The organism is Plantibacter sp. Leaf314, from assembly GCF_001423185.1.
Classification (GTDB): domain Bacteria; phylum Actinomycetota; class Actinomycetes; order Actinomycetales; family Microbacteriaceae; genus Plantibacter.
Genome location: NZ_LMOB01000002.1, coordinates 32,988 through 52,056, shown reverse-complemented (window position 1 = coordinate 52,056; position 19,069 = coordinate 32,988). Strand labels below are relative to the sequence as shown.

The 19,069-nt window shown below is 69.1% G+C and carries 19 protein-coding genes; 16 read left to right on the top strand and 3 right to left on the bottom strand.

The features are described from left to right. The first annotated feature begins 107 nt into the window (after positions 1 to 107). The 14 genes from ASF68_RS13520 to dapF all read left to right on the top strand — a co-directional run bounded on the left by ASF68_RS13520 (position 108) and on the right by dapF (position 14,293). Entirely contained in the window at positions 108 to 1,100 is a 993-nt protein-coding gene (locus ASF68_RS13520) for a hypothetical protein (protein WP_056012142.1), read from the top strand. Beyond that, entirely contained in the window at positions 1,097 to 1,801 is a 705-nt protein-coding gene (locus ASF68_RS13515; RefSeq protein ID WP_056012139.1) for an ABC transporter ATP-binding protein, read from the top strand. Before ASF68_RS13520 ends, ASF68_RS13515 begins: the two co-directional genes overlap by 4 nt. Further along, entirely contained in the window at positions 1,794 to 3,032 is a 1,239-nt protein-coding gene (locus ASF68_RS13510) for an ABC transporter permease (protein ID WP_056012136.1), read from the top strand. The genes ASF68_RS13515 and ASF68_RS13510 overlap by 8 nt, the downstream gene beginning before the upstream one ends. Positions 3,033 to 3,093: 61 nt before the next feature. Beyond that, positions 3,094 to 3,585, top strand: coding sequence for a GNAT family N-acetyltransferase (locus tag ASF68_RS13505; RefSeq protein WP_056012132.1), 492 nt, complete (start codon positions 3,094 to 3,096; stop codon positions 3,583 to 3,585). Between the two features lie 77 nt (positions 3,586 to 3,662). Continuing rightward, entirely contained in the window at positions 3,663 to 6,554 is a 2,892-nt protein-coding gene (locus ASF68_RS13500) for a DNA translocase FtsK (RefSeq protein WP_056012129.1), read from the top strand. Between the two features lie 2 nt (positions 6,555 to 6,556). Next, positions 6,557 to 7,165, top strand: coding sequence for a CDP-diacylglycerol--glycerol-3-phosphate 3-phosphatidyltransferase (gene pgsA, locus ASF68_RS13495; protein WP_056012127.1), 609 nt, complete (start codon positions 6,557 to 6,559; stop codon positions 7,163 to 7,165). Continuing rightward, positions 7,162 to 7,677 carry a CinA family protein gene (locus ASF68_RS13490; protein WP_056012123.1) on the top strand — a complete coding sequence of 172 codons (516 nt, stop codon included), beginning with the start codon at positions 7,162 to 7,164 and terminating at the stop codon, positions 7,675 to 7,677. Before pgsA ends, ASF68_RS13490 begins: the two co-directional genes overlap by 4 nt. Positions 7,678 to 7,896: 219 nt before the next feature. Beyond that, complete coding sequence (locus ASF68_RS13485; protein WP_056012120.1) at positions 7,897 to 8,205, top strand: helix-turn-helix domain-containing protein; 309 nt, start codon at positions 7,897 to 7,899, stop codon at positions 8,203 to 8,205. Between the two features lie 85 nt (positions 8,206 to 8,290). Beyond that, positions 8,291 to 8,515 carry a DUF3046 domain-containing protein gene (locus tag ASF68_RS13480; RefSeq protein WP_056012115.1) on the top strand — a complete coding sequence of 75 codons (225 nt, stop codon included), beginning with the start codon at positions 8,291 to 8,293 and terminating at the stop codon, positions 8,513 to 8,515. 299 nt (positions 8,516 to 8,814) lie between these two features. Beyond that, a complete protein-coding gene (gene recA / locus ASF68_RS13475; protein ID WP_082456166.1) occupies positions 8,815 to 9,957 on the top strand; it encodes a recombinase RecA in 1,143 nt (380 codons plus the stop codon). Positions 9,958 to 9,981: 24 nt separating this feature from the next. Then, positions 9,982 to 10,854, top strand: a complete 873-nt coding sequence (locus tag ASF68_RS13470) for a regulatory protein RecX (RefSeq protein ID WP_056012112.1) — start codon at positions 9,982 to 9,984, stop codon at positions 10,852 to 10,854. A 35-nt stretch (positions 10,855 to 10,889) separates the two neighbouring features. Then, the gene (gene miaB, locus ASF68_RS13465; RefSeq protein ID WP_056012109.1) at positions 10,890 to 12,491 is read left to right on the top strand and encodes a tRNA (N6-isopentenyl adenosine(37)-C2)-methylthiotransferase MiaB; all 1,602 of its coding nucleotides are present in this window, start codon (positions 10,890 to 10,892) and stop codon (positions 12,489 to 12,491) included. Then, positions 12,488 to 13,402 carry a tRNA (adenosine(37)-N6)-dimethylallyltransferase MiaA gene (gene miaA, locus ASF68_RS13460; protein WP_056012106.1) on the top strand — a complete coding sequence of 305 codons (915 nt, stop codon included), beginning with the start codon at positions 12,488 to 12,490 and terminating at the stop codon, positions 13,400 to 13,402. Before miaB ends, miaA begins: the two co-directional genes overlap by 4 nt. Before the next feature lie 9 nt (positions 13,403 to 13,411). Continuing rightward, entirely contained in the window at positions 13,412 to 14,293 is an 882-nt protein-coding gene (gene dapF, locus ASF68_RS13455; RefSeq protein WP_056012105.1) for a diaminopimelate epimerase, read from the top strand. 9 nt (positions 14,294 to 14,302) lie between these two features. Here dapF and ASF68_RS13450 read toward each other — a convergent pair whose 3' ends face one another. Further along, positions 14,303 to 14,920 carry a class I SAM-dependent methyltransferase gene (locus ASF68_RS13450; protein ID WP_056012102.1) on the bottom strand — a complete coding sequence of 206 codons (618 nt, stop codon included), beginning with the start codon at positions 14,918 to 14,920 and terminating at the stop codon, positions 14,303 to 14,305. 41 nt (positions 14,921 to 14,961) lie between these two features. On the opposite strand from ASF68_RS13450, the gene hflX reads away from it, so the two are divergent. Beyond that, positions 14,962 to 16,566, top strand: coding sequence for a GTPase HflX (gene hflX / locus ASF68_RS13445; protein ID WP_235526828.1), 1,605 nt, complete (start codon positions 14,962 to 14,964; stop codon positions 16,564 to 16,566). A 30-nt stretch (positions 16,567 to 16,596) separates the two neighbouring features. On the opposite strand, the gene ASF68_RS13440 is transcribed toward hflX, so the two are convergent. Both ASF68_RS13440 and lexA read right to left on the bottom strand, forming a co-directional pair. Continuing rightward, complete coding sequence (locus ASF68_RS13440; protein ID WP_056012097.1) at positions 16,597 to 17,502, bottom strand: hypothetical protein; 906 nt, start codon at positions 17,500 to 17,502, stop codon at positions 16,597 to 16,599. Between the two features lie 160 nt (positions 17,503 to 17,662). Then, positions 17,663 to 18,361, bottom strand: coding sequence for a transcriptional repressor LexA (gene lexA / locus ASF68_RS13435; RefSeq protein ID WP_056012094.1), 699 nt, complete (start codon positions 18,359 to 18,361; stop codon positions 17,663 to 17,665). 271 nt (positions 18,362 to 18,632) lie between these two features. On the opposite strand from lexA, the gene ASF68_RS13430 reads away from it, so the two are divergent. Further along, complete coding sequence (locus ASF68_RS13430) at positions 18,633 to 19,025, top strand: LysM peptidoglycan-binding domain-containing protein (protein WP_082498682.1); 393 nt, start codon at positions 18,633 to 18,635, stop codon at positions 19,023 to 19,025. The last annotated feature ends 44 nt before the right edge of the window (positions 19,026 to 19,069 follow it).

Here is a 19,069-nt window from a genome sequence, read left to right as displayed (position 1 = left end):
GGTCGGACATCATTCGCGAGGGTGATGCCGGCCGCCTTCCGCGTTGCTACCGTGGAAGCTCCTATGGCCGCTCGTCACTCCGACTGCGGTGGATTCCGGAGGTCGGCGTGGGCGTTGTCCGCACCTGGGTGTTCCCCATTCTGAAACTGCTCGTCTTCGCCGCGATCGCGGTCGCCCTCGTGAAGGTCGCGTTCTTCCCGGACGCGCCCGCCGAGGAGGGGCCGACGCAGCCGACCGGGAGTCTCGTGGAGCCGGAGGTGCAGGCGGCGCTCGGCACCGTGGTCAACACCGTCTCGGTGGAGGGTCAGGTCGTCGCCGATCCGGCCAGCACCGCCAAGTCGACGGTCGCCGGCACGGTCGACGAGGTGTTCGCCGCCAAGGGTGCCGTCCTCGCCGAGGGCGACCCCATCCTCGACGTCAAGACCATCGACGAGGAGGGCAAGGAACGGTTCGTGCAGGTCACGGCCCCCGTCGCCGGGACCCTCGGCAACGTCAAGCTGATCCACGGCCAGTCCGTGCAGATCGGCGACGCCGTCGCCCAGGTCTCGCCGGCGACGTTCTCGATCACGGGTTCCCTGAGCGCCGACAAGCAGTACCGCCTGCTCACCATCCCGGGTGAGGCGACGGTCACGATCAACGGTGGCCCGGCCCCGTTCGTCTGCCCGGCGGTCCGCGTCACGACACCGACCACCGGTGGAGATGACGAGGAGCCGGCCGCTGGCGGCGGCACGGGACAGACTCCGGGGGCCGCTGGCACCTCGGTCACGTGCGCCGTGCCCGGTGACGTCCGGGTCTTCGCCGGACTCGCAGCGACGATCGAACTCGCGGGCGGGACCGCGGAGAACGTCCTCGTCCTCCCGACGACCGCGGTCAAGGGTTCCGCGGGCACCGGGACCGTGTGGGTCGTCGGCGCGGACGGCGCGCAGGAGGAACGTCCCGTCACGCTCGGCCTGAACGACGGGCAGCAGGTCCAGATCGTCGACGGCCTCGCCGAGGGCGACTCCGTGTTGCAGTTCGTGCCCGGTGCCGTCGCCCCCGTCCCCGAGGGGTGCACGACGCTCCCGGACGGCAGCATGAGCTGCGAAGGGTCGGTCGGGTGACCCTCCTCGAACTCCGCGGGGTCACCAGGGTCGTCCAGATCCCCGACGCCCCGCCCTTGACCATCCTCGACGGCGTCGACCTCGAGGTGCACGAGGGGGATCGGGTCTCGATCGTCGGGCGCTCGGGTTCGGGGAAGTCCACGCTGCTGAACCTGCTCGGCCTGCTCGACAAGCCGACCTCGGGCTCCCTGGTCTTCGACGGTCGTCCAGCCGAGCGGCTCGGTTCCGGAGCGCGGGACCGCCTTCGCGGTGCCCAGATCGGCTTCGTCTTCCAACAGTTCAACCTCCTGCCCGGCCGGACGGCGCTCGAGAACGTCACGACACCGTTGCTGTACGCGAGCGGGCGGTCCTTCTGGCGTCGCCGGGAGATCGCGGCGGCGATGCTCGAACGGGTCGGGCTCGGCGACCGACTCGACGCGATGCCCACCAAGCTGTCCGGCGGTGAGCAGCAGCGTGTCGCGATCGCGCGGTCGCTCGTCCGCGGCCCCCGCCTGATCCTGGCGGACGAGCCGACCGGAGCCCTCGACGTCGAGACCGGCACCTCCGTCATGTCGCTGCTCGACGAGGTAGCCACGTCGACAGGGGCCGCACTCGTGACGATCACCCACGACCGCGCGATCGCGAGGCTCGCAACGACGCATCACCGCCTCGACCACGGCGTCCTCACGCCGGACGAGGAGTTGGAGGCGGCGGATGTCTAGGATCCTCACCTCGATCGTCGGAGCCGTCGTCGAGGCGGCGCAGGAACTGCGCATCCATCGCGGTCGCGTCATCCTGTCGCTCATCGGTGTCGGCGTCGCCGTGTGCGCCCTCACGAGCATGGTCGGCATGTCGTCGCTCGCCGCTCAGGCGCAGACCGAGTCGCAGGAACGCTACGGCGGACGGCCGGCCACGCTCATGGCGTCCGCCTACAGCACCGGCACCGGACAACCCGACCCGGAGGCATTCGTCACCGCGGTCCACGAGCTGGCCGACCGCTACGACATCGAGTACGTCTCGCAGTCCGGCAGCCTGCAGCTGAACGTCCAGTTCGCCGACGGCACCGTGCCGGTGACGTCGACCGTGGTCGACGTCCCGTACGGCGAGATGCACCGCATCAGGCTCGACGAGGGCACCTGGTTCCAGGCGGACGACGGCGAACGCCTCGCGCCGGCGGTCGTCGTCAACCCCGCGTTCTGGCAGCGCCTCGGCTCGCCGCCCATCGAGTCGCACCCGACGGTCACGATCCACGGGGAGCGCGCGATCACGGCCGTCGTCGTCGGGGTGTACGCGAGCAACGAGTGGGACACCGAACCGCAGCTGTCGATCCTGCCGGCCGGCGTCACGGCGATCGGACCGGTGTCTGGCGCCGACGAGGCGGCCGGACAGTCGGGCCAGCTTCCCCAGTTCGAGTTCTGGGTCCCGAACGCCGACGCCGAAGCGTTCACCCAGCGGATCCAGTCCGACCTGCGCGCCGAGCTCGGTGACGCGTACGGGGTCGACGTCTTCCGCAACGACTTCGGGCAGACGGGGGAGGACCCGCTGTTGTCGCTCAAGCTCGTGGTGGGCGCGGTCGCGGGGCTCATCCTGTTGCTCGGTGCGCTCGGGCTCATCAACCTCTCGCTCGTCACCGTCCGCCAGCGGATCCGCGAGATCGGCATCCGACGCAGCTTCGGGGCCACGGCGCCACGTGTCTTCTTCGCGGTGATGATGGAGAGCGTCGTCGCCACCTTCGTCGCGGGCGTCATCGGCGTGATGGTGGCGGTGGCCGTCGTGAAGAGCCCGATCGTCGAGCAGTTCATCGGGCAGGGGCTCGTGACGGACTTCCCGCCGTTCCCGGTCGAGGCCGCGGTGCTCGGGCTCGTCAGCGCCACTGCCGTCGGTGCCATCGCCGGCCTCCTCCCGGCGCTCGTCGCCGTCCGGGTGAAGGTGATCGACGCGATCCGGTACTGACGACGGCTGCTGGCTCCCTCGCCGACATCTGCTCGAAACACCGGTGGCGTACCATCCGTCCATGGCGGTCTACTCGATCCGCGACGCCGCGGCGGAAGATGTGCGCGTGCTCACCGACATGATGGTCGAGGCGGCGAACTGGAGCGCCGCCGGGTTCCGGACCAGGGCGGACGTCCTCGCCGACACGCAGCACACCCGGTACGTGCACGGCTGGCGCCGGCCCGGCGATGCCGGCGTCATCGCCGAGACGCAGGACGGCGCGGTCGTCGGTGCGTCGTGGTTCCGGTTGTTCCCCGCCGACACCCCCGGGTTCGGTTATGTGGCCCCCGGTGTCCCGGAGCTCATCCTCGGGGTCAGTCCGATCCACCGGGCCCAGGGCCTCGGCCGCCAGCTCCTGCAGGCGACGGTGCTGCTCGCCAGAGCCGCCGGCTATCAGCGCATCAGCCTCAGTGTCGAGCGTGCGAACCACGCCGTGGCCCTGTACCGCTCCGAGGGGTTCACGACCCTCGACCGCCGGGGTACGCGCGACACGATGGTCCTGAATCTCCGCTGACCGCCAGGGGCCGCGCGGATCGTGGACACCCCGACAGCTTGCCGGGCTGCGTCGGTGGCGACGAGTACCGTGAACCCATGGCCGCACGTTCCAACTCGACCAGCCGTTCGCGCAGCGCTTCGCCGCCGAGTGGCGCCTCGTCGCGCACCACCAGCACGAAGTCCGCCACGAAGGCCACTCCGAAGTCGGGTGCGTCGGCCACGAAGCAGCAGAAGACGGTCGCCTACCCGGCCGCGGAGGAGCAGCGCAGCATCATCACCTCGGTGTGGCTCGGCCTCGCGCACGGCGTGGGTGGTGCCGTCAGGGCGCTCGGTCCCGAGCGCATCGCCAAGGAGGACCGCCGCGACGGCTTCCCCTTCCTGCTCTTCCTGCTGGCGGTCACCGGTGCCGTGGTCGAGTGGTTCGGTGCGGCCGACCCGATCGCGCAGACGTTCGACGCCTGGTCCTTCGGCGGGTTGTTCGGCCGACTCGCCTTCGTGCTCCCGGTCATCATGATCGTGTTCGCCGTGTGGCTGTTCCGGCACCCGGCGTCGGTCGACGACAACGGGCGGATCAGCATCGGCCTCGGGCTCCTCCTCATCAGCATCTCGGCGCTGTGCCACATCCACGGAGGGCAACCGAACCCCAGCCAGGGCCTCCCGGCGCTCGCGCAGGCCGGTGGCCTCCTCGGCTGGATCCTCGGTGCGCCGCTCGCCGCCGTCATCACGCCCATCGGTGCGACGGTCCTGATCTCCCTCCTCATCCTCCTCAGCCTGTTCATCGTCACGAAGACGCCGCCGAACCGCGTCGGTGCGCGGTTCCGGCAGTTCTCCGCGTGGATGTTCGGCGAGCAGCCGGAGGCCGAGCCGGAGGAGACCCCGGCCGAGACGAAGCGCTCGCGCACGAAGCGTCTGGACGACCTCGACGAGGAGCCGGACGAGCCGGCGGCCCTGCCCTGGTGGCGCCGGAACACGAGCCGTCGCGAAGACGATCCGACCTTCGAGGATCCGCTCATGGGCGACAACATGACCGAGCTCCTCGGCCTCGACAAGCCGAGTGGCGGCTTCGACTCGCCGATCGAACCGGTCGCCACGCCTGCGCCGTCGCCGAAGTCCGCGCCGGTCCACGACGCGTTCGGCTCGGAACTGCTCGGCGACCTCGAGGCGGCGGAGAGCGCCGTCAAGCGGTTCAACACGGGCGAGATCAAGCCGCAGACCGGCCTGCACGACGACAGCATCCCCGGCGCGACGGAGGTCATCGAAGACCTCGACCCGGCCCTGCTCGGCGCACCCGACCAGATCGACTTCTCGGCACGTCCGCTCGCGCAGAGTCACGACGAGACGCCGTACCGCCTGCCGTCCGCCGGAACGCTCGCGGCGGGGGAGCCCGCCAAGACGCACAGCGCCGCGAACGATGAGGCGGTCGCCGCGATCACGAGCGTCCTCGACCAGTTCGGTGTCGACGCGAAGGTCACCGGCTTCTCCCGCGGCCCGACGGTCACCCAGTACGAGATCGAGCTCGGCCCGGGCGTGAAGGTCGAGCGCGTGACGGCGCTCAGCAAGAACCTCTCCTACGCCGTCGCCTCGAACGAGGTGCGCATCCTCTCGCCGATCCCGGGCAAGAGCGCCATCGGCATCGAGATCCCGAACACCGACCGCGAGATCGTCACCCTCGGCGACATCCTCCGCTCGACGGCCGCGACGAACAGCAACCACCCCATGACCATCGGCGTCGGCAAGGACGTCGGCGGCGGGTACGTGGTCGCGAACCTCGCGAAGATGCCCCACCTCCTGGTGGCCGGGTCGACCGGTTCGGGCAAGTCCGTGTTCGTGAACTCCATGATCACCTCCCTGCTCATGCGCGCGAAGCCGAGCGAGGTCCGGATGGTCCTCATCGACCCGAAGCGTGTGGAGCTCGCCCCGTACGCAGGCGTCCCGCACCTCATCACGCCCATCATCACGAACCCGAAGAAGGCGGCGGAAGCGCTGCAGTGGGTCGTGAAGGAGATGGACATGCGCTACGACGACCTCGCAAGCTTCGGGTACCGGCACATCGACGACTTCAACAAGGCGGTCGTCGCCAACGAGATCGTGCTTCCCGCGGGGAGCGAACGCGTGCTCAAGCCGTACCCGTACCTGTTGGTCGTCGTCGACGAGCTCGCCGACCTCATGATGGTCGCCCCTCGCGACGTCGAGGACTCCATCGTCCGGATCACCCAGCTGGCCCGTGCCTCGGGAATCCACCTCGTCCTCGCGACGCAGCGACCCTCGGTCGACGTCGTCACGGGGCTCATCAAGGCCAACGTCCCGTCGCGGCTCGCCTTCGCCGTCACGAGCGTCACCGACTCCCGGGTCATCCTCGATCAGCCGGGTGCCGACAAACTGATCGGTCAGGGCGACGCCCTGTTCCTCCCGATGGGCGCGAACAAGTCGATCCGCGTGCAGGGCGCCTGGGTCGGCGAGAACGAGATCCAGCGGGTCGTCGAGCACGTCACCAATCAGGCGCGACCCGAGTACCGCAAGGACGTCCAGGCCGTCGCCGAGCGCAAGGAGATCGACGCGGACATCGGCGACGATCTGGAGCTGCTGCTCGCGGCCGCGGAGCTCGTGGTCTCGACCCAGTTCGGTTCGACGTCGATGCTGCAGCGGAAGTTGCGGGTCGGCTTCGCGAAGGCCGGCCGGCTGATGGACCTCATGGAGTCGCGGGAGATCGTCGGCCCCTCGGAGGGCTCGAAGGCTCGCGACGTGCTCGTGACCGCGGAGCAGCTTCCGGGCGTCCTGGCGCGCCTCCGTGGTGAGGACGACGGTTCAGCGGCGGCCCCCGTGTCCGCCCCTGCGGTGGCTGCGGCGGCAGCACCCGCCACGGCGGCGGCTCCGGCGACGGCGGCCGACCCCTACGGGCCGGACGCCGTCGAGGCGCAGTTCCAGGACTATCCTGAGGTCGAGGGCGGTTCTGACGACGACGCCTGGAGTCTCACCGGTCGGGAGTAGACATGACGGCATCGGACGCGGCGGCCGCTGAGCCCCGCATCTCGAACTGGAACCTCCCGAACGGCATCACCGTGGCGAGGATCGTGCTCGCGCCCGTCTTCATGTGGATGCTCCTCGCCGACGACGGCACGGACGGTGCCCTCCGCTGGTGGGCGGCTCTGCTCTTCGTCGTCGCGATCGCGAGCGACGGGATCGACGGACACATCGCGCGGAGCCGCAACCTCGTCACCGACCTCGGCAAGATCCTCGACCCGATCGCCGACAAGGTCCTGACGGGCGGAGCACTCGTCGCGCTCTCGATCCTCGGCGAGCTGCCCTGGTGGGTCACGATCGTCGTGCTCGTCCGCGAGGTCGGCATCACCGTCCACCGGTTCATCGTCATCTCCGACCACGTCGTCGCCGCGGCGTGGATGGGCAAACTCAAGACGGTCGCACAGGCCGTCGCCATCTCGCTCGCCCTCGCGCCGTTCTGGGTCCTGTTGGGCGACTGGGTCCTCTGGGTGAACGCGGTGTTCATGACCATCGCCGTCCTCCTCACCATCGCGAGCGGTATCGACTACGTGATCACGGCCGCCCGTGGTGCGCGGCTCGATCGTCAGGTGAAGCGATGACGACCGCCTCGGGTGACGAACCGGCTCCCCGAGCGGCCGAGGCCGTCGCATCGCTCATCGAATCACGCCTGACCATCGCGGTCGCCGAGTCGCTCACGGGTGGCCTGCTGGCCGCGGAGCTCGTCGGTGTCCCCGGAGCCTCCGCGGCGGTCCGCGGTGCGGTCGTGGCATACGACACCCGCCTCAAGCACTCGGTGCTGGGGGTGGACGCGGGCCTCCTCGCGCTCCATGGGGCGGTGCACCCGGAGGTCGCCCTGCAGATGGCCGACGGCGTCCGTCGAGCATTGGCTGTCGACGGGTTGCCGGCCGACGTCGGGATCGCGACGACCGGAGTGGCCGGGCCGGATCCACAGGACGGTCAAGCGGTCGGGACGGTCTTCGTCGGCATCGTCACCAGAGCGGGCGGCAGAGTGGTCCCACTCACCCTCGACGGCGGCCGCCAGGAGATCCGTCGGCAGACGGTCGCGTCGGCACTCGAGGCGCTCGTCCACGAGCTCGGCCGCCTGGCGTGAAACCCGGCGTCGATCCCTGGAATAGCTACCGTTTCCATCGCGTTACAGATCAGTGATTCACAAGAAAAGCCCAGTGATTCTGGTTAGTGTTCGGCACACGGTGGTTGTAATGTTGGCCATCCACGAACGAGACGGCGATCAGCTGGGACGACGTGAATCCGCGTTGCAGAAGCAGAGCGCTGTACGACATGGAGTCGTAGAGCACAGAGGGAGGGTCACGTGGTTCTAGTCCGTCAAGAGATCGGCGACGTGCTGAGGGACTTCCGGTTGCAGAAGGGCCGCACGCTGCGCCAGGTGGCCAGCAAGGCGAGCGTCGCACTCGGATATCTGAGCGAGGTCGAGCGGGGTCAGAAGGAAGCGTCGAGCGAGATCCTCGCGTCCGTCGCAGACGCCCTCGACACCCCGATCTCCGTCATCATGCGAGAGGTCGGCGACCGCCTCGCGGTCATCGAAGGACTCTCACCGAACATCCCGGACACCGTTCCGGACGAATTGGTCAACGAGCTGGACGAGCTCGTCTCCCGCTGAGCGGGTCGAGTACCTCGTCGAGACGCCCCGGGATCCCTCTCCCGGGGCGTTTCCGTGTCCCGAGGGCGAACAAGGAGGCGCAGGGATGAAGCTGAGTCAGTTCAGGACGGCCGTCACCGACGAGTTCGGTGCCGCCTACGGGGCGGTGCTCACCGGCGATCTCGGTCTGACGGAGTTCGGGTCGAAGACGGCGGAGGAGGCCCTCCGCGCCGGTGTCCCGCCACGTGACGTGTGGATCGCGCTCTGCGCGGCGACCGACGTCCCCGACGACCGACGACACGGCGTCGGTCGTTTGCAGCCGGGGTCGTAGTCCGCGACGCACGTCGTCCGGACGTCGTCCTGACGCTGGGGCGATGCCCGACACGCCGTTCGAACGGTATCGAACATCCGTTCTAGTGCTGCTAGTGTCCTCCACAGGATCATTCGTGAGTGCGTTCTGCACGGATCGAGTCGTCCACCGACCGATGTCGGTGGTGGCGCGTACCGTCGAAGACACCAGGAACGATCGACGCCTTGTCGCCTCCGGGCCCCGACCTTCAGAAGAAGCGGGTCTCGGAACACGCGGCGACAGCCTATAGGCACCCGACACCGAGCAGAGAGAAGCACACCATGCCAAGCCCAGCTGAACGCGAGAAGTCCCTCGAAACCGCACTCGCCCAGATCGACCGTCAGTTCGGCAAGGGCTCGGTGATGCGTCTCGGCAGCGACGAGCGCGCGCCGGTCGAAGTGGTCTCCACCGGATCGATCGCGCTCGATGTCGCGCTCGGGATCGGAGGACTCCCTCGCGGTCGCATCGTCGAGATCTACGGACCGGAGTCCTCGGGTAAGACGACCCTCACGCTCCACGCCATCGCGAACGCCCAGCGTGCCGGGGGCATCGCAGCCTTCATCGACGCCGAGCACGCACTCGACCCCGAGTACGCGAAGAAGCTCGGTGTCGACATCGATTCGCTCCTCGTCTCCCAGCCCGACACGGGTGAGCAGGCGCTCGAGATCGCCGACATGCTCGTGCGCTCCGGGTCCATCGACCTCATCGTGATCGACTCCGTCGCGGCACTCGTTCCCCGTGCTGAGATCGAGGGCGACATGGGCGACTCGCACGTCGGTCTCCAGGCCCGCCTCATGTCGCAGGCACTGCGCAAGCTGACCGGTGGACTGAACCAGACGAACACGACCATGATCTTCATCAACCAGCTGCGCGAGAAGATCGGCGTGATGTTCGGTAGCCCCGAGACGACCGCCGGCGGCAAGGCGCTCAAGTTCTACGCCTCCGTGCGCCTCGACATCCGCCGGATCGAGACGCTGAAGGACGGTACCGAGGCCGTCGGCAACCGTACCCGCGTCAAGGTCGTCAAGAACAAGATGGCACCGCCGTTCCGTCAGGCCGAGTTCGACATCCTGTACGGCGTCGGCATCTCCCGTGAGGGCTCGTTGATCGATTTCGGCGTCGAGCACGCCATCGTGAAGAAGGCCGGCGCCTGGTACACCTACGAGGGCGACCAGCTGGGGCAGGGCAAGGAGAACGCCCGGAACTTCCTGCTCAAGAACCCCGACATCGCTGCTGAGATCGAGCGCCGCATCCTCGGCAAACTCGGGGTCGGAGCCGAAGGTGCCGCCACCAAGAAGGCAGCCGACGCCGCTGCCGCCGAGGTGGCAGCCGCTGAGGCTGCGGCACTCGAAGCGGCGACGGGCGGGGCACCGCAGCTCGCATCGGCCGGCGCTTCGAAGTCCGCTGCCAAGCGCAGCGCCTAACCCCACCCGAACAGCGAGGTCATCATGGTCGTCTCCTTCCCTCCCGCCGGTCCGGCCGACGAGTCGTCGGAGACGCTGGCTCCCGTGACCTCGCTGTTCGGCCGTCGGCCGGCCGCCCAAGCGACTCCTGAGCCCGACGGCTGGTTCGTCGGCCAGACCGAGGATCCTTCGGCACCCGAGGGCGAGGGATCCTCGCCCGGTCGCCCGGTCGCCCCACTCCGCCGCCGGACCACCGAGGACACGGTCGAACACGGCAGGGCTCAGAGCCGGCCGCAGGCCACGTCATCGCCAACCGACCGGACCGCGCCCGCGCCCGCCACTCGGAGCGTCTCCTGGGCTTCCGACACGGATGCCGAGGCGCGCGGTTACGACGAGGCGGCCGAGGATCCGGAGGTTCCGGTCGACCCCGAGGTGCGGTTGGCCGAGCTCGACCTGTTGGCCGTGCGGCGGCTCGCCCGTCGTGGTTCTTCGGAGTGGGAGATCGCGGAACTCCTCCGGGGCCATGAGGCGGAGTCGGATGAGGTCGAGCATGTCCTGGGCGAGCTCCGTCGCCGCGGTTATCTCGACGATGCGGAACTCGCGCGCCAGCTCGTCGAGAGCCTGCACACCCGGAAGGGGCAGTCCCGAGCGGTGATCGGGCGCGAGCTCTCCTCACGACGGATCGACCCGTCGATCGCGGCGGAAGCCCTCGAGGCGATCGACGACGACGACGAGCTCCGGCGCGCGTTGGTCGTCGCGGAGAAGCGTGCCGGGCAACTCCGGTCGCTCGACCAGGCGACCGCCGAGCGGCGGCTGTCGGCCTACCTGGCACGACGCGGCTACGGTTCGGCGATCATCCGTGAGGCCTGCTCGCGTGCGCTCTCCGGTTCGAAGCGTTCGGGCGTGAGTTTCCGCTGACGGGTCGTACTCCAGCCCGCGCGTAGACTGCTGGTATGAGCAGCATCGTCGAGACCCCCACGGTCATCAGCGCCTCTCCCGCAGCGTTCGACGAAGCCGGTCGGCAGCGGAGTTACGAGGTCCGCACGTACGGCTGCCAGATGAACGTGCACGATTCCGAACGGTTGAGCGGCTCCCTCGAAGCGGCCGGATACGTCAAGGCCGACGGCGAGCAGGCCGACATTGTCGTCATCAACACCTGTGCCGTGCGTGAGAACGCCGACAACAAGTTGTACGGCAATCTCGGGCACCTGGCGTCGATCAAGAAGCAGCGCGACGGCATGCAGATCGCCGTCGGTGGATGTCTGGCGCAGAAGGACAAAGAGGTCATCCTCAAGAAGGCACCGTGGGTGGACGTCGTCTTCGGCACCCACAACATGGGGTCGCTTCCGAGCCTGCTCGAACGGGCTCGACACAACGACGAAGCCCAGCTGGAGATCCTCGAGTCCCTCGACACCTTCCCGTCCACGCTCCCCACGAAGCGGGACTCCAGTTACAGCGGCTGGGTGTCGATCTCCGTCGGCTGCAACAACACATGCACCTTCTGCATCGTGCCATCCCTCCGAGGCAAGGAGAAGGACCGACGTCCGGGGGAGATCCTCGGCGAGCTGCGGGCCCTCGTCGACGACGGCGCGATCGAGGTCACCCTCCTCGGCCAGAACGTGAACTCCTACGGGGTCGAATTCGGCGATCGACAGGCGTTCGGAAAGCTGCTGCGCGCGGCGGGGACGATCGAGGGGCTCGAACGGGTCCGCTTCACCAGTCCGCACCCCGCGGCGTTCACCGACGACGTCATCGACGCGATGGCGGAGACGGCGAACGTCATGCCGCAGCTGCACATGCCCCTCCAGTCGGGATCCGACCGCATCCTCAAAGCCATGCGTCGCTCGTACCGGTCCGAACGGTTCCTCGGCATCCTCGACCGGGTCCGCGCACGGATCCCGCACGCGGCGATCTCCACCGACATCATCGTCGGGTTCCCCGGCGAGACCGAAGCGGATTTCCTGGAGACGCTGCGGGTGGTGGAGGCCGCACGGTTCGCGAGTGCGTTCACGTTCCAGTACTCCATCCGGGCGGGGACACCCGCGGCAACCATGCCCGACCAGGTGCCGAAGGCCGTCGTGCAGGAGCGGTACGAACGACTCGTCGCGCTGCAGGACCGGATCAGCTTGGAGGAGAACCAGCGGCAGGTGGGCCGACAGGTCGAATTACTCGTCGCCGTCGGTGAAGGTCGCAAGAACGACACGACGCATCGGCTGAGCGGCCGGGCCGAGGATTCACGCCTCGTCCACTTCGATGTGCCAGCTGGATCCGAGGTCCCGCGCCCGGGCGACGTCGTCACGGTCACCATCACCGAAGCCGCATCGTTCCATCTCCTCGCCGACGCCCCGGCCGGCGCACCGTTGCGCGTCCGCCGCACGCGGGCCGGAGACGCCTGGGATCGCGCTCAGTCCGACTCCTGCGGCGTGCCGGCCACCCCTGGGGTGAGTGAACCCGGGCGGGTGTCGCTCGGACTTCCCGGACTCCGCGTCGGGGCCCCGGTCTCCGGGGTGACCACCTCGCCCATCTACGACCCGAGTGACGGCGAACGTCGGTGACCGGTTTCCTCGCGGTCGTCGGAGCGACCGGGACGGGGAAGTCCGCGCTGTCGCTCGATCTGGCGACGGCCTTCCGGGACGCCGGTCGACCCGCTGAGATCGTGAACGCCGACGCCATGCAGTTCTACCGCGGCATGGACATCGGTACTGCCAAGCTGCCGCTCGCCGAGCGGCGGGGGATCCCGCATCACCTGTTCGACGTGCTCGACGTCACCGAGGAAGCGTCCGTCGCCTGGTATCAGCCGACGGCTCGCGCGGTGATCGACGGACTCCTGGCCCGTGGGGTGACGCCGATCCTGGTGGGTGGCTCGGGGCTGTACGTGTCCAGCGTCATCCACGACTTCCGGTTCCCCCCTCGCGACCGGGGCGTCCGGGGGCGGCTGGAGCACGACCTCGAACGAGAGGGAATCGAGGTACTCGTCGAGCGGCTTCGGCGAGCGGACCCCGTGACGGCGGAGCGGGTCGACGTGGCGAACGCCAGACGCGTCATCCGGGCGCTCGAGGTGCATGAGCTCGCCGAGCGAGGGCACGGCGCTGCGCTGCCCGAACGCCCGACGCCCTGGCGACCGGTCGAGGTCGTCGGCGTCTCCACGCCGCGAGAGGAACTGGTCTCGAGGCTCGACCGGCGCGTCGAGGCGATGTGGGCGTCGGGTCTCGTCGACGAGACCGCTTCGCTCCTCGAGCAGGGGCTGGAGCGCGGTGTGACCGCTGCCCGGGCCATCGGGTACGCCCAGGCGGCGGCGCAGCTCCGGTCGGACCTCACCGAGTCGGAGGCGATCGCCGAGACCCAGCGGCTCACGAGACGCTATGCCAGGCGGCAGGTCAGCTGGTTCAAGCGGTACCCCGACATCGAGTGGGTGGAGGGCGGGAGCGCCGAAGCGGACGAGTTCGTCGGCCGGACTCGCCCGTAGACTGGTCGGATGGCGTCGACACTCTCCTTCACGAAGGGCCACGGTACGGGCAACGACTTCGTGCTGTACTCCGATCCCGACGGCCGAGAGCCGCTCGACCCGCAACAGATCGCGGCGCTCTGCGACCGACACTTCGGGATCGGTGCCGACGGCGTGATCCGCGCAGTGCGGTCGGAGCACCTCGACGACGGCGCAGCAGCGCTGGCAGCCGATCCCTCAGCGGAGTGGTTCATGGATTACCACAATGCGGACGGCTCTGTCGCCGAGATGTGCGGCAACGGGATCCGAGTGTTCCTGCACTACCTGCTCGAGCGCGGTCTGGTGACCCTGGCCCGCGGTGAGGAGCTCGCCATCGGCACCCGCGCGGGTGTCCGGACCATGGGGTACGACCCGCTCGGGTACGCCGTCGACCTCGGCCGCTGGTCCCTCGACGAACGGGAGACGCTCGTCCGGGTGAAGGGGCTTCCCGTCGCCCGACCCGGCATCGGGATCGACGTCGGCAATCCGCACATCGTCGTCGCGGTGGCGGACGCCGCGGAACTCGATGGAGCGGAGCTGGAATACGTCCCCCAGCTCGAGCCCACGCCGCCGCAGGGTGCGAACGTCGAGCTGGTGGTCCCCGGAGAGCCGCTCATCGCCGACGGCGTGGCACGGATCCGGATGCGCGTGCACGAGCGGGGCAGCGGCGAGACACTGAGCTGCGGCACCGGGACCGCGGCCGCGGCGCTCGCCTTCCGGCACTGGGCCGGCTCAGCAGCGCCCGACGATTGGCGGGTGGAGGTCCCGGGCGGTGTGCTCGGCGTCCGCATGGTGCAGCGCGAGGACGGCGAGCACGTCGTGCTGGCCGGCCCCGCGACGCTCGTCTACTCGGGCACGATCACGCTCGCCTGACGACGCCGCTCAGCGGTGTTCGCGCCGTCTGGCGTGCAGCACCCGGAAGCCCTTGGCCATCGCCGCTCGGCCCACGTGGAACGACGCCGGCAGCTCCTCCTGGAGCCACTTCTGCAGGGAGTCGGAACCGAGGTTCTTCTGGACGACGAGCCACGCGTCACCGTCGTCCTGGAGTCGTGGAAGCCAGTGCATGAGCAGTCGGTGGAGTTCGTCCTTGCCGACCCGGATCGGTGGGTTGGACCAGACGGTCGAGAACCGGATGTCTTCCGGCACGTCTTCCGGCAGGACGGCGCGGATGTTGTCGAGTCCGAGACGCTCCGCGTTGATGCGGGTGAGCTGGAGCGCCCGCTGGTTCACGTCGACCGCCCAGACGGTCGCCTCCGGTGACGCGAGCGCGAGCGACAGGGCGATCGGACCCCAACCGCATCCGATGTCGAGGAGGTCGCCGGTCGCCGGGGGCGGTGGTGTGTTCGCGAGGAGCACCAGCGTGCCCTGGTCGAGGTGCCCGGGGCTGAAGATGCCGCTCGCCGAGACCAGGGATCGGTCGACTCCGCCGAGCTTCGCGGTGATCGGTCTGAGCTGCAACTCGCTCGCGGGTTCGGCGGTGAAGTAGTGCTCGTTCGACATACAGGAACGGTACCGGACCAGGAGGAAGTAGGGTTAACGTGATGAGTAGACCACCGATGGATGCAGCCCACGACCCCGCAGACGACGCCGATGTCGACCCAGGAGCCGGATCGGACGACGTCTCGGTGGCCGATCCCGACGACGTGGTGGCGCGGGTGCTCACGAGCGCCGCGTCCCGCTCGAGCGGGTACACCCTGTTCGGCAGCGGTGCCGCCGCGCTGCAGACCTCGGACACCACGGGTGGCTCGTCCGACGACGGCGAGCAGTTCGACCGCGAGGACCGCCAGGCCCTCCGTCGCGTCGCGGGGCTCTCGACGGAGCTCGAGGATGTCACGGAGGTCGAGTACCGCCAGCTCCGCCTCGAGAATGTCGTGATCATCGGTGTCTACCCGCAGGGTGCGCTGCACGACGCGGAGAATTCGCTGCGCGAGCTCGCCGCTCTCGCCGAGACCGCCGGGGCCGTCGTCCTCGACGGATTGCTCCAGCGCAAGCCACACCCCGACCCGAGCACCTATCTCGGGCGCGGCAAGGCGCAGGAGCTGAAGGCGATCGTGCAGGCGCTCGGCGCCGACACGGTCATCGCCGACACCGAACTCGCACCGAGCCAGCGGCGAGCGCTCGAGGACGCCGTGGGCGTCAAGGTGATCGATCGCACGGCCGTCATCCTCGACATCTTCAGCCAGCACGCGAAGAGCCGTGAGGGCAAGGCGCAGGTCGAACTGGCCCAACTCGAGTACCTCCTCCCGCGCCTGCGTGGTTGGGGTGAGTCCATGAGCCGTCAGGCCGGTGGACAGGTCGGTGGTGCCGGCGCCGGTATGGGCTCGAGGGGGCCGGGTGAGACGAAGATCGAGCTCGACCGCCGGCGCATCCACACCCGCATGGCGAAGCTGCGCAAGTCGATCACCGCGATGAAGCCGGCGCGCGAGGCGAAGCGGGCGAACCGACGACGCAACACCGTGCCGTCGGTCGCGATCGCGGGGTACACGAACGCCGGGAAGTCGAGTCTGCTCAACCGCATCACGAAGGCCGGCGTCCTCGTCGAGAACTCCCTGTTCGCGACGCTCGACGCGACCGTCCGACGCAACGAGACCGCCGACGGGCGCGAGTACACGCTCGCCGACACCGTCGGCTTCGTCCGCAACCTGCCGCACCAGCTGGTCGAGGCCTTCCGGTCGACGCTCGAGGAGGTCGCCGACAGCGACGTCATCGTGCACGTCGTGGATGCCGCGCATCCCGACCCCGCGGGTCAGATCGCCACCGTCCGCGACGTGATCGGTGAGGTCGGCGCACGCCACATCCCGGAACTGGTCGTGTTCAACAAGGCCGACCTCGTCGATGACGGACAGCTGCTCGTCCTGCGCGGTCTGGTCCCGGACGCCGTGTTCGTCTCCGCGAGGACGGGCGTCGGGATCGACGAACTGATGGAGCGCATCGAGGCGCTGATCCCGTCGCCGAGCAACGAGGTCAACGTGCTCGTCCCGTTCGACCGAGGCGACCTGGTCACCTTGCTGCACGAACGCGGCAAGGTGTTGTCGACGGACTACGACGAGCGCGGGACCATCGTGCACGCCCTCGTCGGTGCCGAGGTCGCAGCCGCGCTCGCGCCGTTCGCCGAGATCCTCCCGGCGCCGGCCGTCACCTCCTGAGGCCCGGCCGTCCGCCGTGTCGGCTGGGATTCAGCCGCAGCGGATCCGGACGGCGTCCTTGAGTGCGGTCGCGGTGGCTGCAGGCAACGGAAGCGTCATGACCGCTTCCGGTCCGCCGTCGATGCGCACCACGAGCGGGAAGCGTGTCCCGACCTTGTCCTCCGCGAGGGCGTGCGGGTCGCATCGCGTCGGAACGATGCGGACGTCGATCGACTGAGGACCACTGGTCGCATCGACGGTGCGGTCGAGCGGCCACGCCGAAGCGTCGGTCGGCGTCGACGCGTCGGGTGCCGGTTTGAGGAGCACCGTGGACCGCAGCTCGACCAGGTCGAGGCGTCCGCGCCGGCCGGTGGGCGTGACGCTGATCGTCAGGACCGCGACGGTCGACGGCCCGGAGCCCTCGAGTCGCACGGAGGTCTCGGCGGTGACGTCCGCGATGCGCTCGGCGCCCACCACGGTGCACTCGGCTCCGTGCAGACGGGGCAGGACCGCGGTGGGGTCGGCCACTGCCGTGATCGCGATCACAGCACCGTCCTCGAGGTGCAGGGTGACATCGGCCCGAAGATCTGAGGCAGCCGTGCCGCAGGCAGCCGGGGGAAGCTCGACGGACAGATCCTTCGTCTGCCCCGCTGGCACGGCCGACGCCCGGTCCCGGTCGGTGGTCGCCGTGAAGGCGGACCCCGAGACCTCCAGGCCGACGATGACGAGGTCGTCCTCGCTCCCGTTCTCGATCCGGATGATCGCGGAACGGCCGGCGTACTGATCGCGGTTCTGACCCAGCTGCACGGTGACGTCGGTCGGAACGGCCGTCGTCGAGGTGCCGTCGGGTGCGGGCGTGCATCCCGCCAGGATGGCGAGGCAGAGGAGCGAAGACGCGCTCAGGAGGCCCACGCGACGGGACGACCGGCTGGCGCGAGCGTTCGGGCCGGCGTCCATGCGTTCAGCGTAGGACCAGGGCGCGGGATTGGGAACACCTCACTGTGCGCCGCACTCAGGCCGAGTTCGGCAGCGCTGAACCGAGCGTCACGGCACAGACGGACACGGGCCGGGGCGACCGTCTGATCGTCCCGGCCCGTGTCCGTCGAGTGGGGTGACGTCAGACGGTCCGGAGTACCGCGACGACCTTGCCCAGCACCTCGGCGTGGTCGCCGAGGATGGGCTCGAACGCCGAGTTGCGGGGGAGGAGCCAGGTGTGACCGTCGCGCTGACGGAACACCTTCACCGTCGCCTCCTCGTCGAGCATGGCGGCGACGATCTCACCGTTCTCCGCGGTCTTCTGTTCACGGATGACGACCCAGTCACCGTCGCAGATGGCGGCGTCGACCATGGAGTCGCCGACGACCTTCAGCATGAAGAGACTGCCCTTCCCGACCAGTTGGCGTGGCAGGGGGAAGATCTCTTCGACCTGCTGCTCGGCCGTGATGGGGATGCCGGCCGCGATCCGCCCGACGAGCGGCACCATCGCCGCGTCACCGACCGGGGGAGCAGTGTCGGGGTCGCTGCCCTCCACGGCGCTCGGGAGGTCGATGAGGACCTCGATGGCGCGGGGGCGGTTGGGGTCGCGCCGGAGGTACCCGCTCAGTTCGAGCTGGCCGAGTTGGTGCGTCACGCTCGAGAGGGAGGCGAGCCCGACGGCGTCCCCGATCTCACGCATGCTCGGCGGGTAGCCCCGCTGCGAGACAGAGCGCTGGATGACGTCGAGGATCGCCAGCTGCTTGTCGCTGAGGCTCTTCCGCCGCCGAGTGCCGCCGACCTGACGCTCCCTTGCGCCGTCGCCCGCCGTATTCGCTGCCATCTTCGCTCCTGCCCTGATCGGCTGTCGGTGACCGATGTCGGTGGGTGGTGGTGTACTGCTTCCAACACTCGAAACTGTATCCGCACCAGCTCGACCAGACAAACATCTGTTCGAGCGTGTCGTCGATTTCCCGGCGCGAAGGTGCGAACACAGGGTTGAGTATTCGAACAATCGAAGATATATTCGGAACACAGGTTCGTATCCGGCCCTCTCGGCCGAGGGTCGGATACGAGTCCTCATCGCACGATGAGCACACACTTGGAGGGTTGACATGAGCGCAGCACTGATCGGGTCACACGCAACGGTTTCCACGCGCACCGCGCAGGCACCGGCGTCGGACGCGCGGCCAGCGCGTCGGCTCCGTCTGACGCGACGCGGGCGGGTCGTCTTCACCACGCTCGCCGCCATCCCACTCGTGATCGGCGTCGCGGTCGTCGGCTTGTCAGCCGGTGGCGCGGCAGCCAACACCGCAGCGGCGGGTACGACGTTCAGCTACATCACGGTCGACCCGGGTGAGTCGCTCTGGCAGCTCGCCGAGTCCATCGCCCCGGATGCGGACCCTCGCGACGTGATCGCGGAGATCATGAACCTGAACCAGCTGAGCACCGCCGGCATCGAGCCCGGGCAGCGTCTGGCCATCCCGCAGCGATACGCAGCGGAGTAAGGCAGGCGCGAGCTGCTCGTGAGTGGCCCTGAGCGCGTCGACGG